The organism is Spirabiliibacterium mucosae (assembly GCF_014884965.1).
GTDB lineage: Bacteria > Pseudomonadota > Gammaproteobacteria > Enterobacterales > Pasteurellaceae > Spirabiliibacterium > Spirabiliibacterium mucosae.
Window position 1 is genome coordinate 46,747 of the sequence record NZ_JABTBO010000009.1, and the last position, 20,997, is coordinate 67,743.

The 20,997-nt window shown below is 49.0% G+C and carries 17 protein-coding genes and 3 pseudogenes; 10 read left to right on the forward strand and 10 right to left on the reverse strand.

The features are described 5' to 3' along the window. Window positions 1-19: 19 nt before the first annotated feature. Both HPC37_RS04850 and HPC37_RS04855 read right to left on the reverse strand, forming a co-directional pair. Entirely contained in the window at window positions 20-1,009 is a 990-nt protein-coding gene (locus HPC37_RS04850; RefSeq protein WP_208122064.1) for a TRAP transporter substrate-binding protein, read from the reverse strand. A gap of 193 nt (window positions 1,010-1,202) precedes the next feature. Continuing rightward, a complete protein-coding gene (locus tag HPC37_RS04855; RefSeq protein WP_208122065.1) occupies window positions 1,203-1,529 on the reverse strand; it encodes a cupin domain-containing protein in 327 nt (108 codons plus the stop codon). 147 nt (window positions 1,530-1,676) lie between these two features. Here HPC37_RS04855 and glnE point away from each other — a divergent pair, with 147 nt between their 5' ends. Beyond that, on the forward strand, window positions 1,677-4,598 hold the full coding sequence (gene glnE, locus HPC37_RS04860) for a bifunctional [glutamate--ammonia ligase]-adenylyl-L-tyrosine phosphorylase/[glutamate--ammonia-ligase] adenylyltransferase (protein WP_208122066.1): 2,922 nt from the start codon (window positions 1,677-1,679) through the stop codon (window positions 4,596-4,598). Between the two features lie 44 nt (window positions 4,599-4,642). Further along, window positions 4,643-5,962 (forward strand): amino-acid N-acetyltransferase, encoded by a 1,320-nt coding sequence (argA, locus tag HPC37_RS04865; RefSeq protein ID WP_208122067.1) that lies wholly within the window; start codon window positions 4,643-4,645, stop codon window positions 5,960-5,962. 380 nt (window positions 5,963-6,342) lie between these two features. Here the strand turns inward: argA and torD are convergent, their stop codons facing one another. From torD to HPC37_RS04890, 5 genes and pseudogenes are all read right to left on the reverse strand, one after another. Then, window positions 6,343-6,936 (reverse strand): molecular chaperone TorD, encoded by a 594-nt coding sequence (torD, locus tag HPC37_RS04870; RefSeq protein ID WP_208122068.1) that lies wholly within the window; start codon window positions 6,934-6,936, stop codon window positions 6,343-6,345. Next, window positions 6,936-9,403, reverse strand: a pseudogene (gene torA / locus HPC37_RS04875) (trimethylamine-N-oxide reductase TorA). The gene torD and the pseudogene torA overlap by 1 nt, the downstream one beginning before the upstream one ends. 9 nt (window positions 9,404-9,412) lie before the next feature. Next, entirely contained in the window at window positions 9,413-10,588 is a 1,176-nt protein-coding gene (gene torC, locus HPC37_RS04880) for a pentaheme c-type cytochrome TorC (RefSeq protein ID WP_208122069.1), read from the reverse strand. Between the two features lie 9 nt (window positions 10,589-10,597). Beyond that, complete coding sequence (locus HPC37_RS04885; protein WP_345790010.1) at window positions 10,598-10,735, reverse strand: nitrate/trimethylamine N-oxide reductase NapE/TorE; 138 nt, start codon at window positions 10,733-10,735, stop codon at window positions 10,598-10,600. Window positions 10,736-11,308: 573 nt separating this feature from the next. Further along, window positions 11,309-12,640: an anti-phage deoxyguanosine triphosphatase gene (locus HPC37_RS04890; RefSeq protein ID WP_208122071.1), complete on the reverse strand. Its 1,332-nt coding sequence runs from the start codon at window positions 12,638-12,640 to the stop codon at window positions 11,309-11,311. Window positions 12,641-12,795: 155 nt separating this feature from the next. Here HPC37_RS04890 and trhP point away from each other — a divergent pair, with 155 nt between their 5' ends. Next, window positions 12,796-14,163 (forward strand): prephenate-dependent tRNA uridine(34) hydroxylase TrhP, encoded by a 1,368-nt coding sequence (gene trhP, locus HPC37_RS04895; protein WP_208122072.1) that lies wholly within the window; start codon window positions 12,796-12,798, stop codon window positions 14,161-14,163. Between the two features lie 127 nt (window positions 14,164-14,290). Beyond that, window positions 14,291-15,685 (forward strand): SLC13 family permease, encoded by a 1,395-nt coding sequence (locus tag HPC37_RS04900; protein ID WP_208122073.1) that lies wholly within the window; start codon window positions 14,291-14,293, stop codon window positions 15,683-15,685. Window positions 15,686-15,724: 39 nt separating this feature from the next. On the opposite strand, the gene HPC37_RS04905 is transcribed toward HPC37_RS04900, so the two are convergent. The 3 genes and pseudogenes from HPC37_RS04905 to smrB form a co-directional block, all read right to left on the reverse strand. After that, the gene (locus tag HPC37_RS04905) at window positions 15,725-16,108 is read right to left on the reverse strand and encodes an RnfH family protein (RefSeq protein ID WP_208122074.1); all 384 of its coding nucleotides are present in this window, start codon (window positions 16,106-16,108) and stop codon (window positions 15,725-15,727) included. Further along, complete coding sequence (locus HPC37_RS04910) at window positions 16,089-16,523, reverse strand: type II toxin-antitoxin system RatA family toxin (protein ID WP_208122075.1); 435 nt, start codon at window positions 16,521-16,523, stop codon at window positions 16,089-16,091. Before HPC37_RS04910 ends, HPC37_RS04905 begins: the two co-directional genes overlap by 20 nt. A gap of 30 nt (window positions 16,524-16,553) precedes the next feature. Then, window positions 16,554-17,050: pseudogene (smrB, locus tag HPC37_RS04915) on the reverse strand (endonuclease SmrB). Between the two features lie 106 nt (window positions 17,051-17,156). On the opposite strand from smrB, the pseudogene prmB reads away from it, so the two are divergent. The 6 genes and pseudogenes from prmB (at window position 17,157) to HPC37_RS04950 (ending at window position 20,975) form a co-directional block, all read left to right on the forward strand. Further along, a pseudogene (gene prmB, locus HPC37_RS04925) lies at window positions 17,157-18,118 on the forward strand (50S ribosomal protein L3 N(5)-glutamine methyltransferase). A gap of 105 nt (window positions 18,119-18,223) precedes the next feature. Then, window positions 18,224-18,922: a hypothetical protein gene (locus HPC37_RS04930; protein ID WP_208122077.1), complete on the forward strand. Its 699-nt coding sequence runs from the start codon at window positions 18,224-18,226 to the stop codon at window positions 18,920-18,922. Beyond that, window positions 18,922-19,473 (forward strand): septation protein A, encoded by a 552-nt coding sequence (locus HPC37_RS04935; protein ID WP_208122078.1) that lies wholly within the window; start codon window positions 18,922-18,924, stop codon window positions 19,471-19,473. Before HPC37_RS04930 ends, HPC37_RS04935 begins: the two co-directional genes overlap by 1 nt. Window positions 19,474-19,475: 2 nt before the next feature. Then, the gene (gene yciA, locus HPC37_RS04940; protein WP_208122079.1) at window positions 19,476-19,952 is read left to right on the forward strand and encodes an acyl-CoA thioester hydrolase YciA; all 477 of its coding nucleotides are present in this window, start codon (window positions 19,476-19,478) and stop codon (window positions 19,950-19,952) included. 1 nt (window position 19,953) lies between these two features. Further along, the gene (locus HPC37_RS04945; RefSeq protein WP_208122080.1) at window positions 19,954-20,250 is read left to right on the forward strand and encodes a YciI family protein; all 297 of its coding nucleotides are present in this window, start codon (window positions 19,954-19,956) and stop codon (window positions 20,248-20,250) included. Window positions 20,251-20,639: 389 nt separating this feature from the next. Continuing rightward, entirely contained in the window at window positions 20,640-20,975 is a 336-nt protein-coding gene (locus HPC37_RS04950) for a helix-turn-helix domain-containing protein (protein WP_208122081.1), read from the forward strand. The last annotated feature ends 22 nt before the right edge of the window (window positions 20,976-20,997 follow it).

Sequence of the window (20,997 nt, forward strand, 5' to 3'; positions counted from 1 at the left end):
TATCGCTACCCTAAGTCGATTATTTTGCGTCTTGAATTGATTGGATTTCGTCCACAAAGCCGACCAATTTCGGATCTTTACGGAAGTCATCAAACAATGGTTTCAACGCTTCACGGAATGGGGCTTTGTCCACTTCAATGAAGGTTACGCCCAATTTTTCAGCTTCTTTTTTAGAGCGAATGGTTTCTTCGTCCCACAATTTTTGTTGATACACTTCGCTGTCGTGAGCCGCTTCCATGAACAATTTTTGTTGTTCTGGGTTCATTTTGTTCCACGCTTTTTCAGAGATCACCAAGTAATCTGGGATAGACGTGTGTTGGTCAGCTGAGTAGAATTTGGCCACTTCATCATGACGGGTTGAAGCATAAGATGGGATGTTATTTTCCGCACCATCGATAACGCCTTGTTGCAATGAAGTATACACATCACCCAATGGCAATGACACTGGAGAAGCACCCAACAATTCGATTGATTTGTTTGTGGTTGGGGTTGAAATCACGCGGATTTTCATGCCTTTGAGGTCATCTGGTGAGTGAACCGGTTTTTTGGTGTAGAAGCTACGGGTGCCGCCCACATAAGAGGCCACGATGCGATAGCCGTTTGCTTGGGTTTTGTCGGCTAATTTTTTACCGATATCGCCGTAGAGCATACGTTTGAAATGGTCTTCATCTTTGAACAGGTATGGCAAGTTGAAGATCGCAAATTCACCGATGAATGGCTCAAGCTCACTGGAGTTGACTTTAGTCATATCCAATGCGTCGTTTTGCACCATTTCCAATGTTTCACGCGCATCGCCCATTTGGCGACTTGGGTAAACACGGAGGATGATTTCGCCGTTAGATTTGGCTTTCAAATCTTTCGCCATTTTGTCGATCGCTTTGTGTACCACGTGGGTTTGCTCGAGGTTATGCGCCAATTTGATGGTCACTTTGTCGGCCATAGCGCCGGCAGAGGCTGCCAACATCGGTAAAGCCACACACAAGCTGGTGAGTAATGGTTTAAATTTCATAACATCTCCTTTGAGTTGGGGTTAATTTTGGCAGAAAGTAAAATAGCATTTTATTTTTTTAAACGTAATCGTAAATTTTAGTTAATGTGACCCTAATCACAAAAATTTTTCGTCGATTGCGCGATCATTGCACAGCTCAAAATCAGCATAAAAAAAGGCTATGAAATCATAGCCTTATATTGTTAAATTTATGTTATTTTTTAACAAAATCTTCACGCATTGGGGTGAAGCAATCGAGCAACACGCCTTTTTTCAAACAACGGCAGCCGTGCACGATGTCAGGCTTTTTATACAACACGTCGCCGGCTTTCACCACTTTGGTTTCATCGCCAATGGTGAACTCAAATTCGCCGTCGAGCACATAGGTCAATTGCTCATGTGGGTGGCTGTGCATGGTGCCCACGGCGCCTTCTTCAAAATAGACTTCCACCGCCATGATATTCGGGCTGTAGGCCATGATTTTGCGTTTCACGCCAGCGCCTAAATCTTCAACTTTTACATCGTTACCATAAACAAACATAATCACTCCTTTCGTGCGTAAACTTGCGTCATCATAATCTAAATCGAATTTTGAAACAACATTTTATAATCAACAATTGATTTTGCGCAAGGCGCTGGCACAAAAAATGCAAAGTGCGGTACACTAAGCCAAACATCAGGGGGACGCATGACATCATCAACAGCCTTAAGCGCACTGCTCGCCAAGCTCAATGCCACACAAAACGCGGCCACATTGGGTGACATCCAAACCGCACTTAGCCAACACGCCTTTGCCGACCAGCTTGAGCGCGCCTTGATGCTCTCGCCGTTTGTCGCCAGCGTGCTGCAAAAGCAGCCTGAGCTAATTATGCGCTGGCGTGGCTGCCGCACGACGGATGTCAACTTCCCACAAAAATTGGCCGCAAAGCTCTCTGAGGTGCAAGACGAAACCGCGCTGCACCGCACTTTGCGCATTTTCCGCCATGCCGAAATGGCGCATTTGAGCTTTTGCCAAAGCAATAACCTGATGACCGTCGAGCAAACGCTGCACGCGCTTTCCGCATTGGCTGAGTGCATCATCACGCAAACCTGCGCGTGGCTCTATCACTTTTTAAGCCACCGCTACGGCACACCGATGAACGCCGCAGGCGAAGCGCAGCCGCTGTTAATCCTCGGCATGGGCAAACTCGGCGGGCGGGAACTGAATTTTTCATCCGACATTGATTTGATTTTCACCTACCCTGAAAACGGCGAAACCCAAGGCGCGCGACGCAGCCTAGACAACGCGCAGTTTTTCACCCGCCTTGGCCAGCGACTGATTCACGCCCTCGACAGCCACACCGCCGACGGCTTTGTCTACCGCACCGATATGCGCCTGCGTCCTTTTGGCGAGGCAGGCGCGCTGGTGCTCAACTTTGCTGCACTCGAGGATTACTACCAAGAGCAAGGGCGCGATTGGGAGCGCTACGCCCTCATCAAAGCGCGCATCATGGGCGAGAACGATCACAACCGTTATCACCAAATGCTGAAGAATATGCTCCGCCCGTTTGTTTATCGCCGCTACATTGATTTCAGCGTGATCCAATCCCTGCGCAACATGAAGGCGATGATCGAGCGCGAAGTGCGCCGCCGCGCGCTGGTCAACAACATCAAGCTCGGCGCTGGCGGCATTCGCGAAATTGAATTTATCGTGCAGGTGTTCCAGCTCATCCGTGGCGGGCGCGATACCCACTTGCAGCACCGCTCGCTGCTTGATGTGCTGCCCCATTTGGTGCAGCTGCACGTGCTCAGCGAAGAAGAGGCCGAAACACTGCGCCAAGCCTATCTTTTTTTGCGGCGGGTGGAAAATGTGCTACAAGCCATTGATGATAAGCAAACCCAAACCTTGCCCGACGATGACACCAACCGCGCTCGTCTGGTGGCCGCCTGCCGTGAATACGTCATTCAAGATGCCAATGCCAACCGCACTTTGATCACCACCGAGATTGACGATTGGGCGAGCTTTCAAGCCCATTTGCAACACCACCAGCGCGCCGTGCGCACCATTTTTGACGAGTTGATCGGCGAGGAAGAAAGCCCCCAACCTCAAGGGCAAAAGCTCAGCCCATGGCAGGATTTTTTAAGCTTCAACCTAGCGGATATCGAGCAGGTGCTGGCCGACAACGCGCTTGACTCGTTTGACCTCGCGCCAAGTTTGGAGCGCTTTCAGCACGACATTCTCCGCCGCCCGATTGGCCAGCGTGGGCGAGAGGTGCTTAACAAACTCATTCCTGCCCTGCTTGATGGCGTGTTTGCCCTGAGCACCCGCGCCGCCGTGCTCGAAAGCGTGCTGAAAATCATCTCGAATATTGCCACCCGCACCACCTATTTGGAGCTGTTGCTGGAATACCCCAACGCGCTCAACATGGTGATACGCCTCAGTGCCGCCTCGCCGATGATCGCCGAGCAAGTGGCAAAATACCCGATTTTGCTCGACGAGCTGCTGGACACGCAAACGCTGTTCAACCCGCCCCATGTGAGTGAATACACCACCTTGCTGCAGCGCTTTTTGCTGCGCATTCCGCACGATGACGAAGAGCAGCAAATTGACGCCTTGCGCCAATTCAAGCAAGCCAGCCTGCTGCACATTGCCGCCGCCGATATTTTAGGCGAGCTGCCGGTGATGAAAGTCAGCGACCACCTCACCTATCTCGCCCAAGCGATCATTGGCGCGGTGGTGGCGCTGGCGTGGGAGAAAACCCGCGCGCGCTATGGCGTGCCAGCGCATCTTGAAGGCGAAGACAAAGGCTTTTTAGTGATTGGCTATGGCAAACTCGGCGGCATTGAGCTGGGCTATAATTCCGATCTCGATTTGGTCTTTTTGTTTGACAACAGCCATTCCAGCGCCACCACGGGCGGCAAACGCAGCATCGACAGCGAGCAATTTTATCTCCGCCTTGCGCAAAAAATCATCAGCATTTTTAGCCTCAACACCCAAGCTGGCGTGCTTTATGATGTGGATATGCGCCTGCGCCCATCGGGGGAGGCTGGGCTGCTCGTCAGTGCCATCAGCGCTTATGAGGCCTATCAACAACAAGACGCCTGGACGTGGGAAAAGCAAGCGCTGGTGCGCGCCCGCGCGGTGTTTGGTGATGAAAACCTCAAAGTGCGGTTTGCTGAAATCCGCGCCAACGTGCTGTGCCAAGCCCGCGATGTGGCCACGCTTGAGCATGAGGTGGTGGAAATGCGCGAGAAGATGTACACCCATTTAAGCCACCCCAGCGCCCACACATTCCATTTGAAAAATGACCCCGGCGGCATCACCGACATTGAATTTTTAGCGCAATTTTTAGTCCTCGCCCACGCACCGCACTGCCCTGAGTTGGCGAAATGGTCTGACAACGTGCGTATTTTTGACGACATGGCCACCCACGGCGTGCTCAGCCAAATGGATGCCGAATCCCTCAAAAGCTGCTACACCACGCTGCGAGATAAAATCCACGCGCTTAATCTGCAAGGCTGCCCGCCAAGCGTGGACGCGCAAGAATTCACCGCCGAGCGCGCCATTGTGCAGCGGCTATGGGCGCAGTGTTTTAAAAGCAAAAGTGCGGTTAGCGCTTGCAAAGATTGAATATTTATGCAAAATGAAAGCATAAATACAAAAGAGAGAACGCCATGAAAGAAACACAACTGGTTGAGTGGTTTCGCGAATCCACCCCGTATGTCAACCTCCACCGCGGCAAAACATTTGTGATTATGCTTGACAGCGCCACCATCAGCGCCTTTCATTTTCGCAATATTTTGCAAGACATCAGCCTGCTCCACAGCCTCGGCATCAAGCTGGTGGTGGTGTTTGGCGCCCATCAACAAATCAACGCCGCACTGAGTAATCACGGCTTGAAAAGCGAATTCCACCGCCACATTCGTATCACCGACAACCGCACTTTGGATATCGCCAAGCAGGTGGTAGGCAAAATCCAGTTTGACATCAGCGGCTATCTCTCACTGCGCGCCGTCAACCTCGGCCACAGCTCGCGCCACATCAACGTGGTCAGCGGCAATTTTGTCACCGCCCAGCCCATCGGCGTGCTCGACGGGGTGGACTACCAACTCAGCGGCAAAGTGCGCCACATCGACATCACCGCCATCGAGCAGCAGCTGGCCAACAACGCCATTGTGCTGCTCAACCCGATCGGCGTGTCGGTCACGGGCGAAAATTTCAACCTGCCGTTTGAAGAAATTGCCACACAGGTGGCCATCAAGCTCAACGCCGACAAACTCATCGGCTTTTGCGCGCAAGACGGCATTTTTGATGAAAATGGCGAGTTGATCGCCGATCTTTTCCCCGAGGTAGCGCAACAGCACCTTGACCACCTCAATCAAAGCGGAGAATACAACAGCCCGCAAGCGCGCTTTCTCTCTGCTGCCATTGCCGTGAGCCAGGCGGGCGTCAACCGGGCTCATTTGCTCAACTTTGACAAAGACGGCACGCTTTTGCATGAGCTTTTCTCGCGCGACGGCGTCGGCACACAGATTTCAATGCAGCAGTCAGAAACCATCCGCACCGCCACTGTGGACGATATCGCTGGCCTCTTGGCGTTGATTTACCCACTTGAGCAGCAAGGGATTTTGGTCAAACGCTCGCGCGAGCAGCTGGAGATGGAGATTGATAATTATACGATTATCGACCGCGATGGGGTGATTATCGCCTGCGCAGCATTGAATATTTATGCACAAGAGGCGATGGCGGAGATGGCCTGCGTGGCCGTGCACCCGGATTATCGCAATTCATCACGCGGCGATGTGTTGTTTGATGCATTGAAAAAGCGCGCGAAAAAGTGCGGTCTGCGCCAAATTTTTGTGCTCACCACCCGCACAGTGCATTGGTTTCAAGAGCGCGGTTTCCAACCCGCCGATATCTCTGCCCTGCCCGCTGACAAACGCGCACGCTATGATCATCAACGTAAGTCGAAGGTGCTGGTGTATTCGTTGTGATGGTGTTTGCTTTTCAAGCTGTCGCTCGGCGCGAGCGTTAATCACTCCGTCATCGCTCTTATTTCCGCCTGCGGCGGGCGCTTTGTTTTCTTTCATCACTCCGTCATAGCGCTACGGTTTCGCCGTTGGCGACCCGATTTCTTTGCTCGCCCAAAGAAATCGGGGAAAGAAAGGGCGTTGCCATTTTTAAGGAAATCTCGCTTGTTGGGAATTTCTACGTCGCATGCAATACAGGCGTTTGCATGCTTCCTTGAAATTTACCCAACCGCTCCATTTCCGCGCGAAAAATGGCGGATCGAACTACAACGCTCTGTATTTTGTAAATCAAAAGTGCGGTTTCAAAGTCAGTTAAAAGTGCGGCGACCGCACTTTTTAATATCTCAGCTGATAATGTCTCGATCTATGATAATCACTCTCTTCAATAAGCCAAGAACAGCTGGATAAAACGCATATTTAACTGAAATTTTCTCACTTTTAGATACCCAATCAGGTATCCAAGCTAAAAGTAGATCAACAACCCTCTTTTGCATATCCTGGCGCTGTGTTTTAATAGCGTATGTCATTAGCTGCAAATACACTGCAATATGATCACTTGGCTCTCGTATATCTGAGGCAAGCGTAAGTTGGTTGTCACAAAACAAACTCTCAAGTTGCCCAAAATGATCATGATGTTGTTTTTTCGGTAAGTAAGCACTTGCATAAGGTAGCGCACTCACGTCACCGTCAAGCAAGAAAAGCTGTGCGAAGTCTGCTGCCAACTCGAGATCAGCATCTTGAGTACCCTCAAGGGTTGCTAATGAATGTTTAATTATCTCACTTATCTCTGATAAACCTATTTCATCGCACGCTTGCCACATAGGTGAGAAAGTCTCACTTCTAAAAGCCTTGATTTGTGTTTCAGTCAATTCAACTGTTAAAACGTTGGCTAGCCAGCTATAAAGACATAGGCGAATAGCATCATTAAGTTTAGTCATTATCCATTCACTTCTATTGGGCCTGAAAAACCTGTGGCTTTTGGTGCATTGCCTTGATATTTTTCAACATTAACCAAACACGTATTCGCACTCACAGCTTGAGATAATTTTGAGGCGCCAATATCCAGCGTCATGGTGTTGGGATCACCATAAGTATCAATTGCGCCAACAGTTTCATTCAGCGGTGAATACCATGCTCCCTCTTGCAAACGCACCACGCCAGTTGGAAAAAGATCGGAGATATGCGCCCCAACAATAGCTTGCCCACGATCATTATAAACCCGTACGAGATCACCGTGAGCAATCCCTAATTTTTTCGCATCCTCAGGGTTCATAAATAATGGCTCACGCCCCTGTATTTGATAGCTTTCACGCAAGTTTTTTGCCTCACAAAGTTGAGAGTGAAGGCGTTTATCTGGGTGAACTGATTGCATCCAAAAACGATATTGCTCTGATTTAGGCCCACCATGCGAACGCTCTGCCTTTTCAAACCACATTGGGTGGCCTTTACAATCATCATATTGAAAACTTGCAATTTTATTACTAAAAATTTCAATAAAACCTGACGGTGTACCTAAGGCATTTAATTCCGGATCATCACGAAAATCAGCATGACGAACCCAAGGTTTACCTTCAGGGAATAAGACATACCCCTGCGCCCAAAACTGTTCAAATTCAGGCATATCAAATTTACCTTGGTTTTCTTTTCGACATGCCTCATAAAGTGACTTAACCCATTCCATTTCATCCATCCCACGAGAATAGGCTTTCTCTTGGCCAAAGCGACGACATAGACCTTTAAAAATCTCAAAATCAGAACGAGAATCATAAAGCGGATCTATGAGTTTATGCATTGCTATCACACCACGGTTGCTGTATGACCCATAAGCGTCAATATCATTACGCTCAAATGGGGTGCATGCAGGCAAAACTATATCAGAAAACCGACAAGTTGCTGTCCAGCTATAATTGATAGACACAACTGTTTCTAACTGCTTAAACGCTTTTTTCATCTTATTGCGTTCAGATTGTCTATGCCATTGATTGCAACCAGAAAAAATAGCCATTTTATAAGGTGCGTAAGTCACCTCCTTGCCGTTATATTGAATTTTTTCACCAGGATAAAGCAAAGAATCTGTGACTCTTGCACATGGAATCACCGCACTGTAGCCTTGATAATCTTGGTTATCATACTTCGGTTTTTGACCTTCATCTAAATTCAAAGGAAAAGCCCCTGGCATAGCTGCGCCTGAGCTTGGAATACCAATAGAGCTATAGTGATGCGCATAACTAATACCCCCACCAGGCAGGCCAATCTGCCCAAGCATAGCCGCTAAAATAGCACCCATCCAGTATGGTTGTTCACCATGCTGTTGGCGCTGAATTGCCCAGCCAAAGATTAGCTGAGTTCGTTTGCCAGCTAGAAGATGAGCAAATTCACGAATTTTCTCAGGCGTTATGCCACAAATCGAAGTTGCCCATTCAGGCGTTTTGGCCACTTTATCTTCTGTTTCCCCCAATAAATAAGGGACAAATTTTTCAAATCCAACAGTATAAATGTCGATAAAATTTTTATCATAAAGGTTCTCTGTGTAGAGTGTATGCGCAATGGCGAGCATAAATGCAACGTCAGATTGAGGATTAACGTACCACTGTTCACAATCTAAATATTGCTGTGTTTTACTCTTGACAGGATCAACACAAATCACATTAACTTGCTTATCATTAATTTTTTGCTTGAGCTTTTCCAAGTACACATAGCTTTCATGAGTTTCACAGTTCCAACCCACTTGTAAGTTTTTCACAGGGTCACTCGCCCAAAAATAATATTTTCACTCTCTTTAAGAATCACCTCCCAAGATGTACCTTGAGAGTAGACCTCCGTTGACCCTAGCACATAAGGCAAAATCACCTGCCCAGCCCCTGTGGAATAATCTCCAGCGGTGGTCACACTATTACCATGCATACTGATTGCACGAATCATGTGATTACCACAACTGTGAAATTGTCCTGTTGCACGCCACCCAACGTTACCTGTGTGCAGTGCCCAAGGGCCATAGTGTTGCTGAATTCGTTCTAGTTCGGCATAGAAAAGATCTAGCGCTTGATCCCAAGTCACACGAACAAAACGATTATCACCACGTGATTCAGCGCCATGATTTTTTTTATCTTTCAACCATGCCAAACGCACCATTGGATAACGAATACGACTTTCACTATAGATGAGATCGATGATACCATTGATCATCTCTGTTGGATGTTTATCATATTCAAAAGGCTTAATTTCAACTACTCGACCATTTTTTACCTTAGCACGCACCGCTCCCCAGTGTGATCCTGTCATTTTCCATGTTTCGAGTGGATCAGCGCTCAAGCCATGTTGACTTGCCACAACAAATTGCGGTAATGAAAGTGCTGCCAGCATCGCTGAGGTTTGAGTGATAAATTGACGTCTAGTCTGATTCATTCTTTATCCTTATTTATGTTCTTGAAAATCAGATGAATGAAGTTGTAAATAGCGTAACACTTCCTTACTGGTTTGCTCATCCATATTGGTGAAGCCAACCATACCGTTGAATAAGCCGATCCAGCTATTGGCATCAAAATGCGCGATATCTGGCTGACGGTGGCAAGTACTACATTGTGTTTTATACACAGATTCCGCATCCTTCCAGATCGCATCAATATCAGAGATAAGGCTATTTTCTTTAATCCATACCTGCATTTGAACTTGCTGCCAATCAAGCCCTGTTAAGGGGTCGCCTTTGCTAGACACTACATCAAAGTGCGGTTTGCTTTGCATGAAGTCTTTATCAAGCACAGCGTCAGTGATATTTACCCCAAATTGATGGTACCAAACTCGTCCAAACCCTTTATTTTTACGCCACATATCTAACTCAATGAGATAAGCGTTCTTTTCAATTTTCACTAATTTGACTGGCACCGCACTTTCAATATCACCAATGCGTTGCTCTAAAGCAGATGAAGCAAAAAGTGGTAATGAAGATTTGGTGTAGTAAACATTACCTTCACTCAGTGAATGAACAACCAAATCATCAAATTTACTGCTATTATCCACCTGTGCGGTTGTTTTTTGCGGTAAGTGGTGAGCAACACCTTTGTGGCAATCAACACAACTTTGATCACGCTCAGCAGCTCCTTTCATCGCTTTTTGCGCAGCTGGCGACATTTTATCGAAATCCATTCGCGCATATTGATGACACGCTTTACACTCTTTTGAACCATTGGCTTTAAAACGAGCCCATTCACGTTCAGCCATCTCTAGGCGGTGTTTTTCAAAGGCTTCAGGGTCATCAAATTTCCCTGTTAACTCGGCAAACACTTCACGGCTTGCTTGCACTTTTCTTGCATATTTTGCGGTTTTATCATGCGGCAAATGGCAGCTTGAACACGTAGCAGTTACCCCCTTGGCATTAGACCAGTGCGCAGTTTCTTTCAACTCAGCAAGTGGTTTCTGCATGGAGTGACAGCTCACGCAAAACTCTTCAGTACTTGTTTTATCCATCACGTCGTTGAAAAGCTGCCAGCTTATCGCACCAGCAATAAAACCAACTAGCACCAAAACGCCTAAGCCAATTTTGGCAGGCGGCCGAGAGAATACCTGTTTTATAATTATAAAAAGCTTTTTCATCTCATCACCTTATGCGCTTGGCAAACCAATCACAAACAGTTGTAGCAGCCACACAACAAGACCAAATGCCCCAACACATATCGCCATCATGAAAGGAAAAATCACAAATGCGAGTAGCAACATAGTTACTACTTCATTTTTAAAAATTTATTGTTATATCACTCATCGTATTTTCTTGAATCGTTAAATAAAGAGGCATGAGTGTACAGCAAAGGCAATTCTCAGACCATTGACGCAAATCAAATACAAAAAGCATATAGTTACTTAATCACCAAATTATGCTTTATTTTAATCACTCGAATAAAAAAGATGACAATTGCTGACGAAATATTAATCGATAAAACAAAATATTATTTAAGTCACAAAAGATAGGTAAATAAATGTCAATTATAAACATAATTGGATGTTATTGCTTATCACTGCCTTTTTTATACCAAGTCAGCAATATGTGAAATATACTCTCAGAAGAAAAGCAATTAACAATAAAATAAAAAGAAGCGTCAGAAAATGGGTTATCACAAAGCGTTTGATATAAATGGCAACACGTTGAACACACCATGAACGCCCAAAAAAACGTGACCACTATCACAAGTTTAAACAAAAGTTAAATTTGTTATTGAAATGTGAAATATTGTTGTTATAATGACCACATACCCTAAAAGTATGACTCCAAATACTTTGCCCTTCTGATGAAGGGCTTTTTTTGCGTGAAATTTGGCGTTAAAGTTGTTGGTAGACTTTCAGGGCGTAGGAGTCCGACATGCCGGCGATGTAGTCGCAGATGATGCGGTGTTTATCATTATCTTGCGCGGCTCGCCAGCGGTTGGCGGTGTTGGTGGGCAGCAGGCGCTCGGGGTCGGAGGCGAAAATTTGGAACAGTTCGGTCAAAATGCGTTGGCCTTTGTATTCAATGCGCTGGGTGTTGACGTGGCGGATAACGTAATCACGCACGAAAATTTTGAAAATTTGCAACACCTCAATCACCTCTGCGGGCAGTTCTGCATTGAAACGCAAAAGTGCGGTTTGAAAAGGCGCTTGCACCTTCCAGCGCACGGCGGTGATGAAAAAATTCACCAAGGCACCAATGGCATTTTTGCGCTCAAAATGCAAGTTAGAAAAGAGATTTTCGGTCAGTTGATCAATGTGTTCACGAATCCATTGCGAATGGCACTGTTTGAGCTGGGTGAGCGCCTGTTGCCAGTGCTGGAGGTTGACCATGCCCACCACGATGGCGTCTTCCAAATCGTGCACCGCGTAGGCGATGTCGTCCGCCAGCTCCATAATCGAGCAATCGAGGGATTTATACAGCGTTTTCACCGTTTGCTCGGCACTCTCACGCGGCTGGGTGCGACAAAACTCTTGCCGTTCTTCGTCACTCAACGGGCTGAGCACCCAATCAAAAATCACCTTATCATCACGGAAAATGCCTTTGCCTGGCCGCCATTGGCCCATGTTGATATAACGCGGGTCACGCACCGTTTGCGCGGGCAGCTGGGCATATTGCGGGGAGGATTCATCTAAAATGGTGGGGTATTTCACCACGCCGAGCAGGGTGCGGCGCGTGAGGTTCATGCCCGCACTTTGGGTGTAGGGCTCCAGCTTGGTTAAAATCCGAAACGTTTGCGCATTGCCCTCAAAGCCGCCGTGCTGGCACATCATATAATTGAGCGCCACCTCGCCACCGTGGCCAAACGGCGGGTGGCCGATGTCGTGAGCAAAACAGAGCGATTCCACCAGCGAAATAGACGGCAGCGCCGCTTTGGCTTGCACGGCGAGGGTGTCATCGCCGAGTTGGGCAAGCACATTGCGCTGCTTGAGCTGCATGCGCAGGCTGCTGCCAATTTGTGCCACCTCGAGCGAGTGCGTCAGCCGAGTGCGATAAAAATCATTCTCGCCCACGGCGTGGATTTGGGTTTTGGCCTGCAGGCAGCGAAACGCCGCCGAGTGCAACAGCCGCCCGCGGTCGCGCTGAAATGGTGAGCGGTAGTCATTGTCGCGTGCGTTGTCTGATTGCAGCCGAGCTGCCCATGGTTGTTGCAAAAGCTGCTGCATAGCCTGCCCTTATCCCTATGAAATAAAGTGAAATTATAACCCGAATTGGCTCAAATTCAATCAGATTGCTTGCAAGGCTGGGCGCAAAAGACTAAAATTGCCGCCCCCTATACCGCACTTTGGTATAGCCTGACCTGACATCAGAAGAGACCATTATGACAACACACAAACCCGAGCTGCTCTCGCCGGCCGGCTCGCTGAAAAATATGCGCTATGCCTTTGCCTACGGCGCCGATGCCGTTTATGCCGGCCAGCCGCGCTATAGCCTGCGGGTGCGCAACAACGAATTCAACCACGCCAATCTCAAAATTGGGATTGATGAAGCCCACGCGCTGGGTAAAAAGTTTTATGTGGTGGTCAACATCGCGCCGCACAATTCCAAGCTGAAAACCTTTATCCGCGACCTCACGCCAGTGGTCGAGATGCAGCCAGACGCACTGATTATGTCGGACCCTGGCCTGATTATGCTGGTGCGTGAGCATTTCCCTGATATGCCGATTCATCTTTCCGTGCAAGCCAACGCGGTGAACTGGGCGAGTGTGAAATTTTGGCAGCAAATGGGGCTGACCCGCGTGATTTTATCGCGCGAGCTCTCGCTCGACGAAATTGCCGAAATCCGCGCGCAAGTGCCAGAAATGGAGCTTGAAGTGTTTGTTCATGGTGCGCTGTGCATGGCCTATTCTGGCCGTTGCTTGCTCTCGGGCTACATCAATAAACGCGACCCTAACCAAGGCACTTGCACCAACGCCTGCCGCTGGGAATATAACGTGAAAGAAGGGCAAGAAAATGAGCTCGGTGAGATTGTCGATCCCTCACAACGCATTGACGTGAAAAACGTGGCACCAACCCTGGGCGAAGGCGCGAGCACCGATAAAGTTTTCTTGCTGACTGAAGCGCAACGCCCTGATGAAGAGATGACCGCGTTTGAAGACGAGCACGGCACCTACATCATGAACTCGAAAGACCTGCGCGCCGTGCAACACGTGGAGCGCCTGACCGCACTTGGTGTTCATTCGCTCAAAATTGAAGGGCGCACCAAATCGTTTTATTACTGCGCGCGCACCGCGCAAGTGTATCGCAAAGCGATTGATGATGCCGCCGCTGGCAAGCCGTTTGACGAAAGCTTGATGACCACGCTTGAATCCCTCGCCCACCGCGGCTACACCGAGGGCTTTTTGCGCCGCCACACCCATGATGAATACCAAAATTATGACTACGGCTATTCCATCTCCGATAAGCAACAATTTGTGGGCGAATTCACAGGCGTGCGCAAAGGCAACCTCGCTGAAGTGGCGGTGAAAAACAAATTTTTGCTCGGCGACGAGGTGGAAATGATGACGCCGCAAGGCAACATCGTGTTCAAAATCGACTCCATGATTAACCGCAAAGGTGAAGCTGTGGAGGCCGCGCTCGGCGACGGCCACTTTGTCTTTTTGGCCGTGCCCGACGATGTTGAGTTGAACTACGCACTGCTGATGCGCAATTTGGTCAACACCAACACCCGCAACCCACACAATAAATAATGCAAAGTGCGGTCAACCGCACTTTCCTCCCCTAAAATGCCACCTGGCTCACACATCTGCGAAAAGGCCTTTTTCATTTTGTTGCAAATATGTTAAAAATTAAGGGTTAACATATTAGGACCGTTTTATGACAACATCACCTTCAATTTGGCAACAACTTAAACCTTATTGCAGCGGCATCATTTTTGTGCTCGATGTGGCGCTGCTTTTCATTCTGATCAACACCCTGCCCTTCTCGCCGAGTGAAAACCGCGGGCTGGCGTTGCTGTGTTTTATCGGCATTTTATGGCTCACTGAGGCATTTAACATCACCGTCACCTCGCTGATGGTGCCGGTGGTGGCGATTTTGCTTGGGCTGATTAACACCAAAGCGGCACTGGCGCCCTTTGCCACGCCAATTATTTTCATGTTTTTTGGTGGCTTTGTGCTCGCCGCCGTGCTGCGGCTGCAAGAGCTCGACAAGCTCATCGCGCACTACATTATTCGCCTCGCTGGCGGCAATTTGGCGCTGACAGTGGTCTATCTTTTCACTGTGACGGCCTTTTTATCGATGTGGATTAACAACACCGCCGTCGCGGCCATGATGCTGCCACTGACACTGGGCCTGCTGCGGGATATTGACTACAAGCAGCACCGCTCGCTGTATATATTCATTTTATTGGGAATGGCGTTTAGCTCCAGCATTGGCGGCATCGGCACCTTGATCGGCAGCGCGCCGAATGCCATTTTAGCCTCGCAGTTGGATATTTCCTTTGCTGAGTGGTTGAAATACGGCTTCCCGGTGATGATGTTGCTGATGCCTTCAATGATCATCGCGCTGTGGGTAATTTTACGGCCGAATTTTAATATTCAATTTCGCTTTGAGAGCGAAAAAGTGCCGCTTGATCGCCAAAAATGGCTGACGTTAATCATCTTTGGGATCACCGCATTGATTTTGGTGTTCAGCTCACTCATCAACCCTGTGCTGACGCAAGTGCTGAATCTAAGCGAAAAAATTCAAAGCTTCGACAGCATTATTGCACTTAGTGCGGTGGTGGCGCTCACGGCCAGTGGCGTTGCACGCTGGAGCGAGGTGCAAAAGCACGTGGAGTGGGGTGTGTTGTTGCTCTTTGGCGGCGGGTTAACCTTAAGCGTGGTGCTGAAAAGCTCAGGCGCGAGCCATATTTTGGCCGACACCATCGTGCAATTTATCGGCAACAAGCACTGGCTGATGATCACCATTGTGTTGACGTGCTTTGTGATCTTTTTAACCGAATTCACCTCCAACACCGCCAGTGCCGCGTTATTAATGCCGATTTTCATCTCGGTGGCCGACAGCCTCAACGCCCCGCCTATCGCGCTGGCGGCGATCATTGCCTGCGGGGCCAGTTGCGCCTTTATGCTCCCGATTGCCACACCGCCGAACGCAATTGTCTATTCCACCGGCTACATCAAGCAGTCGGATATGGCCAAAGTGGGCATTTTGCTGAACGTGTTCTGTGTGTTGGTGATTGGGCTGTTGGCTTACTATACTTGGCTGTAAAAAAACCAAAGTGCGGTCAACCGCACTTTGTATTTGCCGTCAATCTTGAGGCTGGGCGTTGGCCTTATCAAGGCGCTTTTGTTCGCGTTTGAGCTCGCGCTCGCGGGCTTTCTCGGCCTCTTGCTCAAGGCGTTGCTGCTCGGCGCGTTTGCGGCGGATCTCTTTCGGGTCCGCCAGCAGTGGGCGGTAGATCTCAATGCGATCGCCGTCTTGCAGCACGTCAGTGAGCTTAGCTGGGCGGGCGAAGATGCCCACTTGATTTTTCCGCAGGTCAATGTCGTGAAACTGCGTCAAAATGCCCGAGCTGATGACCGCACTTTGAATCGTGGTGCCTGGCTCCACGGCATAATCCTGCAAAAAATACCGCTCAGGCAAGGCGTAGGCGATTTGGATACGAATTTTCTCAGCCACCGTACACCTCATTTGCGCGCTGCTTGAACGCGGCCACCATTTTTTGGGTCAGCTGTTCAAAAATCTTACCAAAGACTTTGCTGATTAAAAAGTTCGAAAATTCAAACTCCAGCTGCAAGCGGATGATGCACGAGCATTCATCCAGCGGATCAAAGCGCCACATGCCTTTTAAAAAGCGAAACGGCCCTTCAACCAGTTCGATCAAAATCTCGCGGTTGGGCTGCATCACGTTGTGGGTGGTGAACTGCTGGCTGATGCCCGCTTTGCTGATCACCAGCTCAGCGGTGAGCTCTTTTTCGCTGCGATTGAGGGTGTGCGCCCCCACGCAGCCGGGCAAAAAGTGCGGGTATTGCTCGTAGTCATTAACCAGTTGATACATCTGCTGCGCGCTAAAGCCGACCAGCGCAGATTGGTTCACAGAGGGCATGCCATTCTCCTTAGATCTTAGCTTTGCACGTCAAATAAAACAAAAGGCCGCATCACCGCCCCACTCTTTGGGGGCTTGGTGCAGCGCCCGCACTTTCGGGTGCTGCACCAGCCAGCGCGGGATTTGCTGCTTAAGGGCATAGGTGCCGTAGCCTGTCATGATGCTGGCACACGCGACATTTTCTTGCTCGCAGGCCAGCAGCAACGCGGCCAGCTCTTGCTTGGCTTGCTCGCGGGTCAGGCCATGCAAATCCAAAAACAACTCAGGCTCAAAATCCCCTCGGCGCAGTTGTTTGAGCAAGTGCGGTTGCTCGTTTTCACGGCGGTAGCGAATGGTTTCGCCCTCTTCTAAGTGCGGTTCGTATTGGTCTGAAAAATAAATAAATTATCTTGCTTTTGGGCCTCTAACATGCGCTCGCGCTTTTTCAGTGTTTTGCGCACAGGCGCGCTGTGGGTGTCTTGGCGCAGTGCCTTGACCCCGCGCACTTGGCTGCGAAACAGCATGATGTCGTCTTCGTCTAAGCTCATAATCGGTCTGTGTGCGTTGTAGCTAAAAAATCTATTTTATCACGCTAATGCCATAATGGCGAAAATGTGATATAACTATTGCTTAAAATAATTACAGAGGTACACAATGTCAGACGAAACCACATTCAATCAAGAACTCATTGAAGAAATGTCCGACGCGCCTGTTTATGAAGACTTGCGCAACATTCAAGACTACTTACGCTGGGCGTATAGCTGTTTTAACGCCTCCGATATTTATTACGGCCACGGGCAAGACAACGCTTGGGACGAGGCCGTGCAGTTGGTGCTCTCGTGCTTGCATTTGCCACAAGATGTGCCGCAAGCGCTTTATTCATCCAACCTGACCTTTCACGAAAAGATCGCATTTTCAATGCCTTAATTAGCCGCATCAGCGAGCGCAAACCGCTGGCGTATATCACCAATCAAGCATGGTTTTGCGGCTTGCCGTTTTATGTTGACGAACGCGTGATTGTGCCGCGCTCACCCATTGGCGAGCTGATTCAAGACGGCTTTACTGGCCTTTTGCAAGAAGAGCCAAAACGCATTTTGGATCTCTGCACCGGCAGCGGCTGCATCGCGATTGCCTGCGCTGAGCGTTTCCCGAATGCGGAAATTGACGCCGTCGATCTCTCCGACGATGCCTTAGAGGTGACGGAGATCAACATTGAAAAACACGATGCGTTGCAAAACGTATTCCCGCTCAAATCCGACTTGTTTGAAGCGCTGCCGCAAGACAGCTACAACCTGATTGTGTGCAACCCGCCTTATGTTGACGCTGAAGATCTCGACGATATGCCAGCTGAATATGAACACGAGCCAAAAATGGCGCTCGAAGCCGGCGACGACGGGCTGGTGCTGGTCAAACGCATTTTAGCGAATGCTGCCGATTATTTAACCGAGCACGGCGTGCTGGTGTGCGAGGTGGGCAACAGCATGGTGCATTTGCAAGAGCAATTCCCGAATGTGCCGTTCAACTGGATTCAGTTCAAAAATGGCGGCGATGGCGTGTTTTCCATCACGCGCGCGCAATTGCTTAATAGCCAAGCGGAATTTCAAGACTATAAATAATCAAAGTGCGGTCACCGACCGCACTTTTGCCATCAAAAATGGGTGAAAACGCCCCTTCAACTTGCTATACTTGGCTCCGTTTAGCCAAACAGGAAGCCTAATGCAATGAATTTTACCGCCATTATCCAAGACTGTGTCAATTTCATGCGCAATCAAAAGCAGATGACGCTGTTTTTTATTGTGCTACAAGCCATTATCGCATTCACCTTGCGCGCCTTGCCGCTGGACCCGCTGGTCAATGAAAGCAACCAACTCAACCCAACCCAGGCCATCATCGCGGTGGCCGGCCAAGTGGCGGTGCTGGTGGTGACGCTGTGGCTGCTCAACGCCATTATGCAAGTCAGCCGCACCCATCACATTAATTACGCCGGCGCGCTGGCAGCCAGCCTCAAGCAATTGCTGCCGTTTTTGCTGCTCAACTTGTTTGTGGTGCTGCCATTGACCTTGGCGATTTTGAGCCTCATCACGGGTGCGGGCGGCATTTTAGGGCTGGTGGCCATTTTGCTCGGTGGGTTTATGTTTGTGCGCCTGTCACTGGCGCCTTATGCGTATGTGATTGATAACCTCGCCCTCAACACCGCGATGAAGCGCGTGTGGCAACAAGGCACAGGGCGGATGTTGTCGCTGTTTTTGTTCACCGTTATTGCTTATATTTTGCCAAGTGCGGTCAACGTGCAACTGGCACGCCTTGGTGACGGCTTGGCGATGGATGTTATTTCCACGCTGGTGAGCTCCACCATTGCGGTGTTTAGTTTGATTTTCACCTACCGCTTTTATCATCAATTTATGCAGCGGAGCGCGTGATGAAGCAGTTGATTGAATTTATCCCGCTGATTTTATTTTTCATCGCCTACAAACTCTACGGCGTGCAAATCAGCGCTGTAGTGCTGATTGTCGCCACGCTAGTTCAACTCGTTGTGTTGCAGCTGAAATTTGGCAAAATTGAAAAATCGCAAAAAATCATGGCGGTTGCAGTAGTCTTTTTCGGCCTGCTGACCGTCTATTTTAACGATCTTGCCTTTTTGAAATGGAAGGTCACGGTGGTTTATGCCATTTTCGCGACCGCACTTTTGGTCAGTCAATATCTCTTCCACAAACCGCTGGTGAAATCCCTGCTCAGCAAAGAGCTCGAGCTGCCGCAGGCTGTTTGGAACACCATTAACCTCGGTTGGGCCGTTTTTTTCATCATCTGTATGGTGTTGAACATCATCATCAGTCACTATTTTTCTGACGACGCGTGGTATAACTTTAAAGTCTTTGGCATTTTGGGGCTGACCTTGATTGCCACTGTCGCCACGGGCGTTTATTTGTATAAATACTTGCCACAAGAAAGCAAAAATACACACAAGGATTAATCATGGCAAACGAATTTGTAGAAACTCAAGCTGGCGCCAACCCTGGGCGGATTTCTCGTGGGCGGCTTTTGCTGCGCACTTTGGCAATGCCGTCAGACACCAACGCCAATGGCGACATTTTTGGCGGCTGGATCATGTCGCAAATGGACTTAGGCGGCGCCATCATGGCCAAAGAAATCGCCCAAGGCCCGGTTGTGACGGTTTCCGTCGACAAAATCAACTTTATCCGACCGGTGACCGTGGGGGATGTGATTTGCTGCTACGGCCGCTGCGTAAAAGTAGGCAACAGCTCGCTGAAAGTGGAGGTGGAAGTGTGGGTGAAAAAGGTTTCCACCGAGCCATTTAGTGAACGCTATTGCGTCACCGATGCGGTGTTCACCTTTGTTGCTATCGACAAAAACGGCCGCCCGCGCCCTATCAATAAAACCAACAACCCCGAGCTTGACAAAGCCATGCGTGAACTTGAAATGGAGAGTTGATATGTATTATGTGATTTTCGCCCAAGACAAACCCAACACCCTCGCCCAACGCCTAAGCGTGCGTGAGCAACACCTTGCACGGCTTAAAGCGCTGCAAGACGAAGGCCGACTGCTCCTCGCCGGCCCCAACCCAGCCATCGACAGCGAAGACCCAAAAGAGACTGGCTTCACAGGCTCTACCGTTGTTGCCCAATTCGACAGCCTTGAAGCTGCCCAAGACTGGGCCAAAGCCGACCCTTATGTTGATGCAGGCGTCTATGGTGAGGTGATTGTTAAGCCATTTAAACGCGTGTTTTAATCCATCTTCAGCAACGTTGCCAAAACAGTTGCAATAAGATACAAAGTATCCCATAATACACTGCAACACAGCTGTATTGTGGGATACTATGTATACGATTATTGAATCAGAACAATTTAAAATAAAGTCAGCCGCATTTGGAGTGAAGAAGAGCGATTACGCTTTTTTGCTTATATTGCATCAGATCCATTAGTCGGGGATGTTATTCCCCACTCAGATGGGTTGCGTAAAGTGCGTTGGCACGCCAGTGGTAGAGGCAAGCGCGGTGGCGCGCGCATTATTTATTTTAATATGCTCGCCAACGGTTACATTATCATGCTTGATCTTTATACCAAAAATGTGAAAGCGTCGATTTCACACCAAGAAAGTAAGCAGCTAAGGGGCAAAGTATGAACGAGGAAATCAAAAATTGGGATATCCGCAAAATGGTCGAAGCCGTGATTGCCGATGACCCTGACGCAGAAGAAATTCGAGAAAGTTTAACTGCCGCACTCGAAGAAGTAAAACGCGGCCACTATGCCCGCAAAACTATGGTGCACAGCTCACCAATTTGGGAAACGCGGCAAAAATCAGGCTTAAGCCAAAACAAATTTGCACAAAAATTGGGGATTTCAGTCAACACCTTGAAATCGTGGGAGCAAGGCCAGCGCCAACCCAGCGGTGCCGCTGCCACCTTGATCAAGCTCCTGCACAAACGCCCAGACCTCCTCTCAGAACTTGGCTAACACGCAGCCTCGGCTGCGTGCT

Excerpts from the sequence above, each read along its gene's own strand:
- HPC37_RS04850 (WP_208122064.1), bottom strand. The coding sequence starts at position 1,009 with ATGAAATTTAAACCATTACTCACCAGCTTGTGTGTGGCTTTACCGATG.
- HPC37_RS04855 (WP_208122065.1), bottom strand. The coding sequence starts at position 1,529 with ATGTTTGTTTATGGTAACGATGTAAAAGTTGAAGATTTAGGCGCTGGC.
- glnE (WP_208122066.1), top strand. The coding sequence starts at position 1,677 with ATGACATCATCAACAGCCTTAAGCGCACTGCTCGCCAAGCTCAATGCC.
- argA (WP_208122067.1), top strand. The coding sequence starts at position 4,643 with ATGAAAGAAACACAACTGGTTGAGTGGTTTCGCGAATCCACCCCGTAT.
- torD (WP_208122068.1), bottom strand. The coding sequence starts at position 6,936 with ATGACTAAACTTAATGATGCTATTCGCCTATGTCTTTATAGCTGGCTA.
- torC (WP_208122069.1), bottom strand. The coding sequence starts at position 10,588 with ATGAAAAAGCTTTTTATAATTATAAAACAGGTATTCTCTCGGCCGCCT.
- HPC37_RS04890 (WP_208122071.1), bottom strand. The coding sequence starts at position 12,640 with ATGCAGCAGCTTTTGCAACAACCATGGGCAGCTCGGCTGCAATCAGAC.
- trhP (WP_208122072.1), top strand. The coding sequence starts at position 12,796 with ATGACAACACACAAACCCGAGCTGCTCTCGCCGGCCGGCTCGCTGAAA.
- HPC37_RS04900 (WP_208122073.1), top strand. The coding sequence starts at position 14,291 with ATGACAACATCACCTTCAATTTGGCAACAACTTAAACCTTATTGCAGC.
- HPC37_RS04905 (WP_208122074.1), bottom strand. The coding sequence starts at position 16,108 with ATGAGGTGTACGGTGGCTGAGAAAATTCGTATCCAAATCGCCTACGCC.
- HPC37_RS04910 (WP_208122075.1), bottom strand. The coding sequence starts at position 16,523 with ATGCCCTCTGTGAACCAATCTGCGCTGGTCGGCTTTAGCGCGCAGCAG.
- HPC37_RS04930 (WP_208122077.1), top strand. The coding sequence starts at position 18,224 with ATGAATTTTACCGCCATTATCCAAGACTGTGTCAATTTCATGCGCAAT.
- HPC37_RS04935 (WP_208122078.1), top strand. The coding sequence starts at position 18,922 with ATGAAGCAGTTGATTGAATTTATCCCGCTGATTTTATTTTTCATCGCC.
- yciA (WP_208122079.1), top strand. The coding sequence starts at position 19,476 with ATGGCAAACGAATTTGTAGAAACTCAAGCTGGCGCCAACCCTGGGCGG.
- HPC37_RS04945 (WP_208122080.1), top strand. The coding sequence starts at position 19,954 with ATGTATTATGTGATTTTCGCCCAAGACAAACCCAACACCCTCGCCCAA.
- HPC37_RS04950 (WP_208122081.1), top strand. The coding sequence starts at position 20,640 with ATGAACGAGGAAATCAAAAATTGGGATATCCGCAAAATGGTCGAAGCC.